Below are 12,514 nucleotides of genomic sequence, written 5' to 3'. Positions count from 1 at the left end.
GGGCGGATTTATGTTCGTGTGATTATAAATTCGTCCCTTTTCTTTCTTTCTTTAAGACTGCAGCAGCCTTTCATGCCGGCTGAGCAATTTTACCTCCCGGTCGAGCACCTAATACCGCGCCTGCAATGCCCTTAACGCATTGAGCAAAGATCCGGCCTCAAAGTGCTTGCGATAGTCCACATCAATGAATGCCAGCGCTACGGTCCCATCGTGGTCCAGCAAATACGTTGCCGGCAACGGTACCAGCCAGGTGCCGGACTTTCGGGTCACTGGCGGCACATAACCCAGCGTTTGGTAGCGTGATCGCAAGCCCGCAGGCAGATCGAATGCCAGCCCATACGCCCGAGCCACTTTCATGTCGATGTCCAGCAACTCGCGCATCGGCGTACCGACGCCGTGCGTGCTGACAGTGCAAGGTGGCGCGATGGCAATGGCATTCGCGCCTAGGGCCAGCACCTGCTCATGGACGGCGGCAAACTCGGCGCGGCTTTCTTCGCCGAACGAGCACCAGGCGCCGCGAAAAAAATGCAGCACCACGGGGCCAGCGCTCAGCAGACTTTCAAGGGCGACGCGCTGCCCGTCTGCATCCGCGAGGGTGAATGTGGGCGCCCTTGCGCCGGCACGCAGCGCTCTGGAGGCCGCGCCCGAGGCAGCGGTCGCGGCCAATTCAGCATCGGCGTCCGACTGCTGGCGGGTAACCCCTGCTTGAATCGTATCCTCTGACATACGCACCTCCATCAGGTAAGCAAAACGCCGTGATGAGAACAATTTATCCATTCCACTGCGAGGGCGGAAGGCGCAAAATCGGATAGCGCTTATTCCAACGGGGAATCATTATGGACCGCCTCGCGGCATTCGAGATTTTCATCCGTGTCGTCGACACCGGCTCGTTCTCGGCCGCAGCCCGCCACTACAACGTTGGCCAGCCCGCCGTGTCGAAAGCCATCGCGCAACTGGAGGAATGGTTGGGCGTCAAGCTGCTGTTGCGCTCGACGCGGGCGCTGACAGCCACCGAGGCGGGGCAGAGTTTTTACCTGCGAGCCAAGCGCGCGGTCGAAGAAACCGACGAGGCAGTCCTGGCGGCGCGCGGCTCGGCGTCCGGGTTATCCGGCAAGCTTCGGGTGTCGGCGGCAGTGTGCTTTGCACGCTTGCATATCGTGCCGCGCTTGCCGCTGTTTCTGGAGGAGCACCCGAACCTGGAACTGGAGCTGATCCTCGACGATCGCAATATCGACCTGGTCAACGAAGGCGTCGACGTGGCCCTGCGCATGGGCGCCCTGCCCGACAGCAACATGACCGCACGGCGGATCGCCGAGGCGCGACGTCGGGTGATTGGCACCCCTGAGTATTTCAAGCGTTATGGCATCCCCCGCGAACCCGCCGACCTGCTCGCGCATCGGGCGGTGATTTACACGCGCGACGGTGGTGGCGAAGACTGGAAGTTCTGCAAGGATACGGCGGAGATTTCGGTCAAGGTGCAAGGCCCGATGAAGATCACCGCGACCGAAGGCATACGCGCAGCCGTGATTGCCGACATCGGGCTGACCATCGTCTCCGAATGGGCCTTTACCCCGGAGTTGAAATCCGGCGCAGTGATGTCGGTCATGGACGATTGGCTACTGCCCAATATCCACCTGTCAGCGGTGTACCCCACTGGACGGCTTGCCAGCACCAAGGCCAGACAGTTCGTGGCGTTTGTCGAAACTTGCCTGGCCGACTGAACAGGTGTTGAGTCAACAAGTTGGCCCCTACAGGGATTTGTGGCTAAACAAAAATCGACGGTTAGCCCTGATTTTGTAGGAGCTGCCGCAGGCTGCGATAAGGTCGGAACGACCTTCGCGATGGCTATTGATCGCAGCCTGCGGCAGCTCCTACAGAGGGCTTGCGTATTGCCTGGGAGCATAGAATCTCCCACAGAGTTCCTGGCCGAATTGGCCAGGACACCCTTCACACAGTGACGACGATCTTGCCGAACTGGCCGTTGTTCTCCAGATAACGGTGAACATCCACCATCTCGTCGAACCTGAACGTGTGATCAATGACCGGCTTGAGCGCGCCGCTTTCGAGGCCTTTCAAGACGTACTGCACCGCTGCCTTGCGGCGCGTTTCGTCGCCACTGGTGAGCCAGATGTTGTGGCCCTTGATCACCGGCATCTTGGCGATCATCTCGAGTACCGGCAGGGTGGTATCGCCCTCGGCCAGCGCGCCGTAGAGATAGGCCGTGCCCTGAAAACAGAGCACCGAGATCAGCTTGGCGAAGTTCGGTCCACCGACCGGGTCGAAGACCACGCGAGCGCCCTTCCCGTCGGTGATGCGCAGCACCTCTTGCACCAGATCGACTTCGTCCGTGGCGATCACATGGGCAGCGCCGGCTTCCAGCAACCGCTGTTTCTTGGCCGAGGTGCGGGTCAGCGCGATGGCGGTCGCGCCGGCATAGGCCGCGATCTGAATCGCCGCCAGCCCGACACTGCTGGACGCCGCGGGAATCACCACGAAGTCGCCTGGGCCAACCTTGGCGTCTTCAATCAGCGCCCCGTAGGCGGTGACGAACATCATCCATACCGAGGCAGCCTGTTCGAACGACAGCGAACTTGGGTGCTTCACCACCGCGTAGGCCGGCAGCGTGATGACCTCGCCGTAGGTGAAATACTGGTTCATCGAGAACGACGGGATCACGCTGACCGCATCCCCCACCGCAACCTCGGTGACCTCTGCGCCCACCGCATCGACGATGCCGGCGGCCTCATAGCCAAGACCGGCCGGAAACGTGACCGGCTCGATGTACACATCGGTGCGCCACATTGATTCGGCGCGGTTGATGCCGATAGCCTTGACCTTGATCCGGACTTCCTGCGCTCCGGGTGCCGGGACTGACGTCTCGACGAATTCAAGGACTTCCGGGCCACCGGCTTTTGCGAAGCTGATCATGCGTGACATAAGAATCTCCAAAGCGAAACGATTGTGTAGTCAGTCAAATGTGCAGGCGCCACCAGGGGCAGCCCCTGCAAGGGACCTCTGCCGGGCATCAGGCGATCTCGGCGGCTTCCAGCACCGGCGCAGACGCCAGGAAGTCAGAGTAGCCGGTCTCATCACCGCCCCAGAACGCGTCGCGCACATACGGGGTGAGCGGCAGCTTGTGCTTCAGACGGTATGGCAGGTCGGGGTTCGACGAGAAGTGCCGGCCGTAGGCGACTAGATCCGCATCACCCGAAGCGACAATTTCTTCGCCGCTGACACCGTCAAAACCACCTGCGGCAATGATCGGACCGCTGAAGTGCGGGCGCAGGTACTTCACGGCGACCGGTGGATGACCTTCGTGCAGCGTGGAGTCGCCAATGATGCGCGGTTCGATCACGTGCAGGTAGGCCAGCTTGTAACCGTCCAGCACTTTCGCCACGTAGCTGAAAGTCGCCTCGGGGTTGCTGTCCGAGATACCGCCCCACTGCCCCGACGGCGAGATGCGCACGCCAACCCGGTCAGCACCCCAGACCGAAATCAAGGCTTCGAGCGACTCACGCAGGAAACGCACGCGGTTCTCCAGTGGACCGCCATAGGCGTCGGTACGCTGGTTGGTGCCGTCCTGGATGAACTGGTCGACCAGGTAACCGTTCGCGCCGTGCAATTCAACACCATCGAAACCGGCTTCCAGTGCACGCTGAGCAGCAACCCGGAACTCTTCGACGATGCCCGGAATTTCTTCAATGTCGAGGGCACGGTGTGGCGATGCCGGAACGAAGCCATCTTTGGTCACTGCCACGCCTTCGAACGGCACCACCGAGGGTGCAACCGGCGCGACGCCGCCAGTCATTTCGACGTGGCTTTGACGACCGCCATGAATCAGTTGCATAAACGCCCGACCGCCCTTGGCATGGATGGCATCGGCGATGGCTTTCCAGCCTTCCAACTGACCGTCGTGGTAGAAGCTTGCAGCGCCCAGGTACGAACGCGCAGTGACCGAAATGCTGACGCCTTCGATGATTTCCAGACCACCTTGCGAAGCGCGCTGGCCGTAGAAGTCAGCCATCATCGGGCTTGGGATATCGCCAGGCTGAATCGTCCGCAGGCGAGTCATCGGTGCCAGAACGACGCGGTGCGAGAGGGTGTAGGCGCCGACCTGTTGGGTAGTGAACAAATGAGCCATGATCTTTTCCTCTGTCAGTAAAAGTGCCTGGCGGTCGTCTGGCCACCGAGGCGTTGAGAGGAAGTTATCCATTCCGTGGCGCTGCGATAAGATGGGGAAATGGGATATGAATCATTCCAAAAAAGGATTAGTGGTTGAACGGCGGGATGCGCGGCGCGGGTGAGTTCGCCAGCGCCGCGGCGATCCGACAAGCCTGGTCCCAGAGAAATGCGATCACCTGTGGCAGGCTTGCCTGCGAAGACTGACGCACAGCCGCTGACGATTTGCCAGCCGAAACAGGACCTCTCACATGCCGCCATACCCACCCTTCTCCGGCGCCAAGATTGCCGTGCTGTGCGAAGGCCAGTTGCTGACCTACCAACGCGACGACAAGCCGACCATTCCCTGGCCCGGCCTTTGGGATTTGCCCGGCGGTGGACGTGAAGGCAAAGAAACTCCCGAGCAGTGCGCGTTGCGCGAGACCGAGGAAGAGTTCGGCCTGACGCTGGACCCTGCCTGCATCGTCTGGACCCGGGTCTACCCCGGCCAAGGCATGCATGGCCTCGACACTTGGTTCTTTGTCGCCGAGGTGCCTGCGGGGTGTTTTGCCCAGGTGGTGTTCGGCGATGAGGGACAGCGCTGGCAGGTAATGAGCGTGGCGGCGTTTCTGGCGCTGACGGATGCCGTGGGTCCCTTGCAGCAACGCTTGTGTCAGTTTTTCGCCGAGGTCGAAGAGTGATCAGGCGATCACCTTTATATCCGCAGCTATTCCACTTAAAGAAACACTCTTCAAAAGCATTACTGATCGGCGCACTTTCAATCCAAGGCTTTGCTGCCCGCCGTGCTAACGTGCTTGCTCCAGCCCCTTCCGAAAACAACGCCCATGTCGATCACTGAAAGCCTGCTGGCCTTTACCCTCGCCGCCACCCTGCTGACGCTTACCCCTGGGCTCGACACCGCGCTGATTCTGCGAACCGCGACGGTAGAGGGCAAACAACACGCGGTGCGCGCAGCACTGGGTATCAATGCCGGCTGTCTGCTGTGGGGCGCTGCCGTGGCGTTTGGCCTGGGCGCTTTGATTGCTATGTCCGAGTTGGCCTTCAGCCTGTTGAAATACTGTGGCGCGGCTTACCTGTGCTGGCTGGGGCTGAATATGCTGGTGCGTCCACGCAGCGCGCTGTCGACCGTTGCGGCCGACGGCCAACAGCGCAGCAATTGGTTTCTCAAAGGTATGCTGGGCAATCTGCTCAATCCCAAAGTCGGTATTTTCTACGTCTCGTTTCTGCCGCAGTTCATTCCGCAGGGGCAGCCATTGGTGGCGTGGACCTTCGGCCTGGTCGCCATTCATGTGCTGCTCGGCCTGGTCTGGTCAATGCTGCTGATTGGCGCGACTCGCCCGCTTGCCGGGATCCTGCGCCGGGGCACAGTGATCGCCTGGATGGACCGTACAACAGGGGTCCTCTTCGTGCTGTTTGCCGCCCGTTTGGCCTTCAGTCGGCGCTAATATCGCCGTGCCAGCCGATTGGCTGGCGGGGAACGCTGGCTGTGCTAGCGTTTGAGGCTACCCCTTCATTTGCGAGCCTCAGCCATGGACCAGACCATCGTCAATGTGACCACGGAGAAGTTCGCCGCGTTAATCGCACTGATTCAGCAGTACGGTGCAGCCTTCGCGGTCAAGATTCTCTCCGCCGTCGCCTTCTGGATTGTCGGTCGCTGGCTGATCGGCTTTGCGGTCAGCATGGTGCAGCGCGCGCTGAGCCGGCAGAAGGTCGATCCGACCGTGCTGCGTTACGTCGGCTCGGCCATCACCGTGACGCTGAACATTATCCTGGTGATCGGCATCCTCGGTTACCTGGGCATGCAGACCACTACCTTCGCCGCCCTGCTCGCTGCGGTCGGCCTGGCCATCGGCATGGCCTGGTCGGGGTTGCTGGCGAATCTGGCCGCAGGCGCCTTTATTATCATCCTGCGTCCGTTCAAGGTCGGCGACTTCATCTGCGCCGGAGGGGTCACCGGCACGGTGACTGAAATCGGTTTGTTCGCCACCGCGATCAACACTCCGGATAACGTACTGACCTTGGTCGGCAACAACAAAATCTTCAGCGACAACATCCAGAACTTCACCCACAACCCATTCCGCCGGGTCGAACTGAAGGCACAGCTGTCAGGCGCGACTGACTGGAAGGCGGCCGCCGCCGTGCTCAAGCAACACATCGCCACCTTGCCCAATGTGCTCGCGGAACCACCCGTCGATGTGGAGATTCTGGAGTTCAATCTGGTCGGCCCGGTGCTGGCGGTACGTCCTTACTGCCACAACGAAAACTACTGGCAGGTTTATTTCGACACCAACCGCACCATCAAAGATGCCCTCGGCGAAGCCGGCTTCCCGGCGCCGATGCCAGCGCAGACCGTGATCATTCAGCAGAGCGCCGGATAACCCTGCCCTTTGCCTGCTCCTAACGGCCGCCGTGCATACGCTGGAGGCCGTGTCCGCAAGACGGTCCTGACTCGTTGCAACAGACATCGCGAACCGTTATAGCGATGCCTGCGCTCGCGGCTTGGTGTTAAATAGAGCCCTCAGGCCGTCAGTAAAGACCCTGCCGTGCAATACAGTGCAACGAGAACGGATATGAAAGCCCATTTTGCAGTAAGTGATATCCCTGCGTCCCATCAGCCGTGGGTGGCCACAGCATGATCGAAGTTACCGAAGTCTCTATCGCCCAATTGCGTGCCGCGCTCGAATCCGGCCAGACCACTGCGGTTGAACTGGTCCAGGCTTATCTTGCCCGAATCGATGCCTACGACGGGCCCGACACGCCCACTGCGCTCAATGCGGTGGTGGTTCGCAACCCCGATGCGCTCAAGGAAGCCCAGGCGTCCGACGCACGCCGGGCCAAAGGCGAGACCTTGGGGCCACTCGATGGCATCCCGTATACGGCCAAGGACAGCTATCTGGTGAAGGGGCTCACCGCCGCCTCCGGAAGCCCGGCTTTCGCTCATCTGATCGCCTATCGCGATGCCTTCACCATCGAACGCCTGCGTGCCACCGGCGCGATCTGCCTGGGCAAGACCAACATGCCGCCCATGGCCAACGGCGGCATGCAGCGCGGCGTGTATGGGCGTGCCGAAAGCCCGTATAACGCCGACTATCTCACCGCGCCTTTCGCCTCCGGTTCGTCGAACGGCGCCGGCACTGCCACCGCCGCCAGCTTCGCCGCCTTTGGCCTCGCCGAAGAAACCTGGTCCAGCGGACGCGGCCCGGCGTCGAACAATGGCTTGTGTGCCTACACGCCGTCGCGCGGGGTGATCTCGGTGCGCGGCAACTGGCCGTTGACCCCGACCATGGACGTGGTCGTGCCGTTCGCCAGAACCATGGCCGACCTGCTCGAAGTGCTCGACGTGGTGGTGGCGGACGACCCCGACACTCGCGGCGATCTGTGGCGGATGCAACCCTGGGTGCCGATCCCGAGCGTCGCTTCGGTGCGTCCGGCCTCCTACCCGCAGCTCGCCGCGAATAGCGATGCGCTCGCTGGAAAACGCTTCGGCATTCCGCGTATGTACATCAACGCCGACGCCGAGGCCGGCACCGCCGAAGCGCCTGGCATTGGTGGCCCGACGGGCCAACGAATCAATACCCGTGCTTCGGTGATCGACCTTTGGAATCAGGCTCGCCAGGCACTCGAAGCTGCCGGTGCCGAAGTGCTCGAAGTCGACTTTCCGCTGGTCTCCAACTGCGAGGGTGATCGTCCCGGCGCACCGACGGTGTTCAATCGCGGCATCGTCTCCAAGGAGTTCCTGCACCATGAGTTGTGGGACCTGACGGCATGGGCGTTCGATGACTTCCTGCGGGCCAACGGCGATCCACACTTGAACCGCCTGGTCGACGTCAACGGCGCGCTGATCTTCCCTCATGATCCAGGCACCCTGCCCAACCGCGAAGGCGATCTGGCCGCTGGTATGGATGAGTACGTGCGCATGGCCGAGCGCGGCATCACGCCGTGGGACCAGATCAGCACGGTGCCCGATGGCCTGCGCGGACTGGAACACACCCGTCGAATCGATCTTGAGGAGTGGATGGACCGACTGGGACTCGACGCAGTGCTGTTGCCGACGGTGGCCGACGTTGGCCCGGCGAATGCCGATGTCGACCCAGCGTCTGCGGATATCGCCTGGAGCAACGGCATCTGGGTGGCCAACGGCAACCTGGCGATACGGCACCTGGGCGTGCCCACGGTCACCGTACCGATGGGCGTGATGCCGGACATCGGCATGCCCGTCGGGCTGACCTTTGCCGGTCGGGCCTACGACGATTCGGCTCTGCTGCGTTTTGCTTCTGCCTTCGAGTCGATGGGCAACCAGCGCTTGATCCCGCCGCGGACCCCAGCGCTGGGGGCTGCTCACCAATAGCCCTCACCCACATCTGGGGGTTCCCCCCAGATGTAGGTCAGCAACAGCAAAAAAACCTCCCCGCCCTCTCCGCCACAGCCCGCTATCTCCAGTGTATTCAATCGCTTATCAACCCTTTGTGGAATCAGGCACGACACCTGCTTTGTGCGTTTCAGGTACAGACATATGTCGCTCGCGATTGATTAGGGAACCGGTCGGCCCATCCCCCATGAGCCCGTCGGTTGATCGGCAGCTGGCCTGGCATGATTTCGGAGAGAACCATGATCGTACTCAGAAGAACAACAACGCTGGATGCATCGCCGTTTAACCTGACGCTCGATGGCCGCATGGGGCGGCCAGCGCTGATCGCAGGTGCCGTAGCCCTCGCCCTCGCGTTTGCCGGCGCCAGCCCTGTCTGGGCAAAAAATGGCGCGGGCGGTGGTGGTGGCGGCGGCGGTGGGGGCGGCACTGCCAAACCACCGGTTGCCGGCGGCACCGCGCCCTTTATCACGCCGACCTTGCCTGACCCGGTATTCGCCAACCCGACTGCCGTGCATGGCTTCGATGTCACCGGTTTTATCCAGGACATGACCCTTGACGCCGGCAATGGCAATTGCCCTGGCACCACCAGCCCCAACCGCATTGGCGGCACGGTGGTAGTGAACGGCACGACGATTACCGTGCCGTGCAACTCGGTGATCCAGATGCCGGCCAACACCCTGACCTGGGCCGAGTTCGTGCATGGCGGGCAGTTAGGTTTAAACAGGCTTCCCCTCACCTACCCTTCGTTTGAAATTCATGTGGTGGGCAATAACGTCAGCGGCAAGCAAATCGCCGGCTTGATCTATGTCGCGCAGCAGTCGATTCAGACCGGCAGCGGTTATATCAGCCTGATCGACGCGACCACCGGCAACATCGAGGTCAGCAGCGCCAACTCGACGAACCCGACCGTACTACAGATCAACGACCCCAACGGCCGCTTTGGTCGGGCGCAGAGCCCTGACCCACGTTTCTCGGTGGATGACGCCAACCCGACCATCCGCTCAGCCACCGGCTACCCGATGTGCGTGCCACGCACCAGCAACGATGCGCTCTGCCCACAGAAAAACCGGCCAAAGGCGGTCACCACGACCTCCACCAATAACTGCCGCAACTTCTCCCAGGCCGGCGTGACACTGCCCGCCGCTGGAGAGTTGGCGCCACCGGTGGCAGGCCAGACCTATTGCAGCCAGTACGTCATGAAGCGCTTCGGCGACCCGAGCCGTTTGGCCACCGATCCCGATCCGACCCAGCAAGTGCCGTTCGAAGTCGGTGACTTCATTACCTACTCCGGCACCCTGTTCAAGTCGACGACCCTCGGTAAACCGGACTACATCTCGGCGCACACCATTCAAGCCAACCTCGGCGTCTACACCCAGCCCGGCACACAGCCCAGCTACGTGTCCATCGGCGATTTTGGTATCGGCACCGCTGACCCCAGCCTGACGGCCATCGGCGGCGAAGGTCAGGAAACTCAGAACCGGATTTTCCTCGAAGCCTCCACCACCGACGTCAAGACCCCCGTGGACATCTACCTGATCGACGTCGACCCTTCCACCGGCGTGGAACACCAGCGCTGGGCGACGCCCTTTGAAATGACCGGCGAGTGCAACCCGGCAGCGACCCTCGCGGCCAATTGCTTCGGTGCTTCAGGGGGGATAACCACGCAAAACACCGGTGCTCAACCGCAACGGGCGAGGCTGCGGGCAACCAAGGCACCGCTCGGGCTGCTCAGCCAGCCAACACGCACCCTGCGGGTGATCCAGCGTTCGCTGTGCGTTCCGCAGAATTCCCTCGCGCAAACAGCGGTGGACAGTTGCCTGCAAAACGCCGGTCGGCAAACCGTGGCCAACGGTCTGGTGGCGGGACAATACCTGGCGCCGGTCTTTGGGTTCATCTTTCCGGAAAACCTCACCGCAGGCACTGCCATCGTCCCCAACGACTTCTGGCACCTGCCGTTCCTGCGCAATGGCGAAGGCAAAAACACCGCATCAGGCGTCGGCCCGTTGGAGCCAACACCCTGGTGAGCAAGCTGCGTGTGTCGGCTGTCAGTGCAAAAAGTGGGATCGGCCGTTGCCCAAATCCTGTAGGAGCTGCCGAAGGCTGCGATAACGTCAGAACGTTCACCGCGTTTTAAGACCAATCGCAGCCTTCGGCAGCTCCTACAGCTGAACGGTGTCATCTCTGAGCCATTCGCCAACGAGTTACACCTCGACCACACACTCCGAATCAAACCCTAAGTTCTCGCCGCTGCCATCGCGCTTTCTGTAGCCACGCGGGTTACACACCACCCGACAATCGCCGATGCGGTAATCAAACGAGTCGTGCATGTGCCCATGAATCCACAGATCGGCCTGGCCCACCAGCTCATCCAGGTGTGAGGCAAAGGCCGCGGATGAAAGCTCGTTGGCATAACGTTCGGCTACCGAGCGCATGGACGGCGCCATGTGGGTAATGACCACGGTCTTGCCGGCAAATGGCTGACTGAGTTTTTCGCGCAGCCAGGCTTTGTGCCGCGCATGAAATTGCGCTGTGTCTTCGGGGGTCAATAAGCGCTCGTCGTCGGCTGCGACGCGAATGCGTTGGTAATCCAGGGCTATCGCTACGGCGGCATCCATCGCCGCATCCCGTTGCGCCTGACCAAACAACAGAAAGTCGGTCCACAGCGTCGCGCCTAAAAAGCGCACGGGGCCGATGCAGCACTCATCAGCGTTCAAAAAACGGACGTTGGCGCTGGCGGCGCACGTGCTCTGGATTTCGTCGTACACCCGTTCCAGGGTGCTGCCGTAGGCCTCATGATTGCCTGGCACATAGAGCACCGGCAGCTCGGCGAATACCTCGGTGGCCCACTGCACGGCCTTGGCACCGTTGTCGATGTCGCCGGCCAGGACCACCACGTCCGGCTGGCTGAGGGAACCATCGATCAGCGGCGCGTGCTCGCGCCACTGTTCGCGATGAAGGTCGGACAAAACAAGGATGCGCATGATTAAGGTCTCTGGCTTGCCAGAAGAGTACCCCGGCCAGCGGGGTTCAGTCAGGCCTTTTGCCAGGCAGGTACAGCCCTTATTTCGAAAACCGCCTCGCCCCCGCCACACACAGAATCACTGCCAGCGTCACGCCCAGCATGCCGAGACTGACCTGTTCATGCAGCAGTGTCGCCGCCAGCGCCAGGCCGAAAAACGGCTGCAACAATTGCAGTTGGCCGACCGCCGCTATCCCGCCCTGGGCCAGGCCGCGAGACCAGAATACAAAACCAATCAGCATGCTGAAGATCGAAACGTACGCCAGGCTGAGCCACGCCGAAGGGGTCACGCCGGAAAACGAACGCGGCGCGCTGTACCCGGTCAGCAAGAGCATGACCGGCAGCGACAAGACCAATGCCCAGCAGATCACCTGCCAACCGCCCAGCGTTCGCGAAAGCTTCGCCCCTTCGGCATAACCGAGCCCGCAGACGAGGATCGCCAGCAACATCAAGATATCGCCCATCGGTGACGCGCTCAGGCCTTGGGCGATAGCAAATCCCACCACCAGCAGACTGCCCAGCACCGAGAACAACCAAAACACCGGCCGTGGTCGCTCACCTCCACGCAGCACGCCGAATGCCGCAGTGGCGAGCGGCAGCATTCCGAGGAACACGATGGAATGTGCAGAGGTCACGTACTGCAACGCCAACGCCGTGAGCAGCGGAAAGCCCAAGACCACGCCAATGGCAACGATGACCAACGACCACACCTGATGCCGCGCAGGGTGTGGTTGCTTGAACAGCACCAGCATGCACAGGGCCAGCACACCGGCGATGCTGGCTCGGGCTACGGTGAGGAACAACGGATCGAATTGCAAAACCGCGACCCGGGTCGCCGGCAGCGAACCGCTGAAGATCAGCACGCCGATAAAACCATTGAGCCAACCGCTGGTAGTGCTTTCGCTGATCGGGTGTTGCAGGTTAGATGTCCGTTCCATTGCGGGTCA

11 protein-coding genes are annotated in these 12,514 nt (G+C 61.5%); 6 read left to right on the top strand and 5 right to left on the bottom strand.

The window, feature by feature from the left end:
• Positions 1 to 108: 108 nt before the first annotated feature.
• Positions 109 to 726, bottom strand: coding sequence for a peroxiredoxin-like family protein (locus ACF0H7_RS11875; protein WP_397452942.1), 618 nt, complete (start codon positions 724 to 726; stop codon positions 109 to 111).
• Between the two features lie 110 nt (positions 727 to 836).
• On the opposite strand from ACF0H7_RS11875, the gene ACF0H7_RS11870 reads away from it, so the two are divergent.
• Positions 837 to 1,721, top strand: coding sequence for a LysR family transcriptional regulator (locus tag ACF0H7_RS11870; protein WP_397452941.1), 885 nt, complete (start codon positions 837 to 839; stop codon positions 1,719 to 1,721).
• Positions 1,722 to 1,947: 226 nt separating this feature from the next.
• Here ACF0H7_RS11870 and ACF0H7_RS11865 read toward each other — a convergent pair whose 3' ends face one another.
• The gene (locus ACF0H7_RS11865; protein WP_397452940.1) at positions 1,948 to 2,937 is read right to left on the bottom strand and encodes a zinc-dependent alcohol dehydrogenase family protein; all 990 of its coding nucleotides are present in this window, start codon (positions 2,935 to 2,937) and stop codon (positions 1,948 to 1,950) included.
• Positions 2,938 to 3,025: 88 nt separating this feature from the next.
• Positions 3,026 to 4,141: an alkene reductase gene (locus ACF0H7_RS11860; protein WP_397452939.1), complete on the bottom strand. Its 1,116-nt coding sequence runs from the start codon at positions 4,139 to 4,141 to the stop codon at positions 3,026 to 3,028.
• Positions 4,142 to 4,430: 289 nt separating this feature from the next.
• Between ACF0H7_RS11860 and ACF0H7_RS11855 the strand changes: the two genes are divergently transcribed.
• The 5 genes from ACF0H7_RS11855 (at position 4,431) to ACF0H7_RS11835 (ending at position 10,572) form a co-directional block, all read left to right on the top strand.
• Positions 4,431 to 4,859, top strand: a complete 429-nt coding sequence (locus tag ACF0H7_RS11855; protein WP_397452938.1) for an NUDIX hydrolase — start codon at positions 4,431 to 4,433, stop codon at positions 4,857 to 4,859.
• A 144-nt stretch (positions 4,860 to 5,003) separates the two neighbouring features.
• On the top strand, positions 5,004 to 5,624 hold the full coding sequence (locus ACF0H7_RS11850) for a LysE family translocator (RefSeq protein WP_397452937.1): 621 nt from the start codon (positions 5,004 to 5,006) through the stop codon (positions 5,622 to 5,624).
• A gap of 84 nt (positions 5,625 to 5,708) precedes the next feature.
• A complete protein-coding gene (locus ACF0H7_RS11845; protein WP_397452936.1) occupies positions 5,709 to 6,557 on the top strand; it encodes a mechanosensitive ion channel family protein in 849 nt (282 codons plus the stop codon).
• Positions 6,558 to 6,811: 254 nt separating this feature from the next.
• Entirely contained in the window at positions 6,812 to 8,527 is a 1,716-nt protein-coding gene (locus ACF0H7_RS11840; protein WP_397452935.1) for an amidase, read from the top strand.
• Between the two features lie 260 nt (positions 8,528 to 8,787).
• A complete protein-coding gene (locus ACF0H7_RS11835; RefSeq protein WP_397452934.1) occupies positions 8,788 to 10,572 on the top strand; it encodes a hypothetical protein in 1,785 nt (594 codons plus the stop codon).
• 177 nt (positions 10,573 to 10,749) lie between these two features.
• On the opposite strand, the gene ACF0H7_RS11830 is transcribed toward ACF0H7_RS11835, so the two are convergent.
• Together ACF0H7_RS11830 and ACF0H7_RS11825 are read right to left on the bottom strand one after the other, a co-directional pair.
• On the bottom strand, positions 10,750 to 11,529 hold the full coding sequence (locus ACF0H7_RS11830; RefSeq protein WP_397452933.1) for a metallophosphoesterase: 780 nt from the start codon (positions 11,527 to 11,529) through the stop codon (positions 10,750 to 10,752).
• 79 nt (positions 11,530 to 11,608) lie between these two features.
• A complete protein-coding gene (locus ACF0H7_RS11825) occupies positions 11,609 to 12,505 on the bottom strand; it encodes a DMT family transporter (protein WP_397452932.1) in 897 nt (298 codons plus the stop codon).
• Between the last annotated feature and the right edge of the window lie 9 nt (positions 12,506 to 12,514).

It is taken from the genome of Pseudomonas sp. NA-150 (assembly GCF_044336365.1).
GTDB lineage: Bacteria > Pseudomonadota > Gammaproteobacteria > Pseudomonadales > Pseudomonadaceae > Aquipseudomonas.
Note: the sequence above shows the minus strand (reverse complement) of the source record. Positions and strands in the feature narration are given on the sequence as shown.

Bases quoted from the DNA above. Each gene is read 5' to 3' on its own strand.
- ACF0H7_RS11875 (WP_397452942.1), bottom strand. From the start codon at position 726: ATGTCAGAGGATACGATTCAAGCAGGGGTTACCCGCCAGCAGTCGGAC.
- ACF0H7_RS11870 (WP_397452941.1), top strand. From the start codon at position 837: ATGGACCGCCTCGCGGCATTCGAGATTTTCATCCGTGTCGTCGACACC.
- ACF0H7_RS11865 (WP_397452940.1), bottom strand. From the start codon at position 2,937: ATGTCACGCATGATCAGCTTCGCAAAAGCCGGTGGCCCGGAAGTCCTT.
- ACF0H7_RS11860 (WP_397452939.1), bottom strand. From the start codon at position 4,141: ATGGCTCATTTGTTCACTACCCAACAGGTCGGCGCCTACACCCTCTCG.
- ACF0H7_RS11855 (WP_397452938.1), top strand. From the start codon at position 4,431: ATGCCGCCATACCCACCCTTCTCCGGCGCCAAGATTGCCGTGCTGTGC.
- ACF0H7_RS11850 (WP_397452937.1), top strand. From the start codon at position 5,004: ATGTCGATCACTGAAAGCCTGCTGGCCTTTACCCTCGCCGCCACCCTG.
- ACF0H7_RS11845 (WP_397452936.1), top strand. From the start codon at position 5,709: ATGGACCAGACCATCGTCAATGTGACCACGGAGAAGTTCGCCGCGTTA.
- ACF0H7_RS11840 (WP_397452935.1), top strand. From the start codon at position 6,812: ATGATCGAAGTTACCGAAGTCTCTATCGCCCAATTGCGTGCCGCGCTC.
- ACF0H7_RS11835 (WP_397452934.1), top strand. From the start codon at position 8,788: ATGATCGTACTCAGAAGAACAACAACGCTGGATGCATCGCCGTTTAAC.
- ACF0H7_RS11830 (WP_397452933.1), bottom strand. From the start codon at position 11,529: ATGCGCATCCTTGTTTTGTCCGACCTTCATCGCGAACAGTGGCGCGAG.
- ACF0H7_RS11825 (WP_397452932.1), bottom strand. From the start codon at position 12,505: ATGGAACGGACATCTAACCTGCAACACCCGATCAGCGAAAGCACTACC.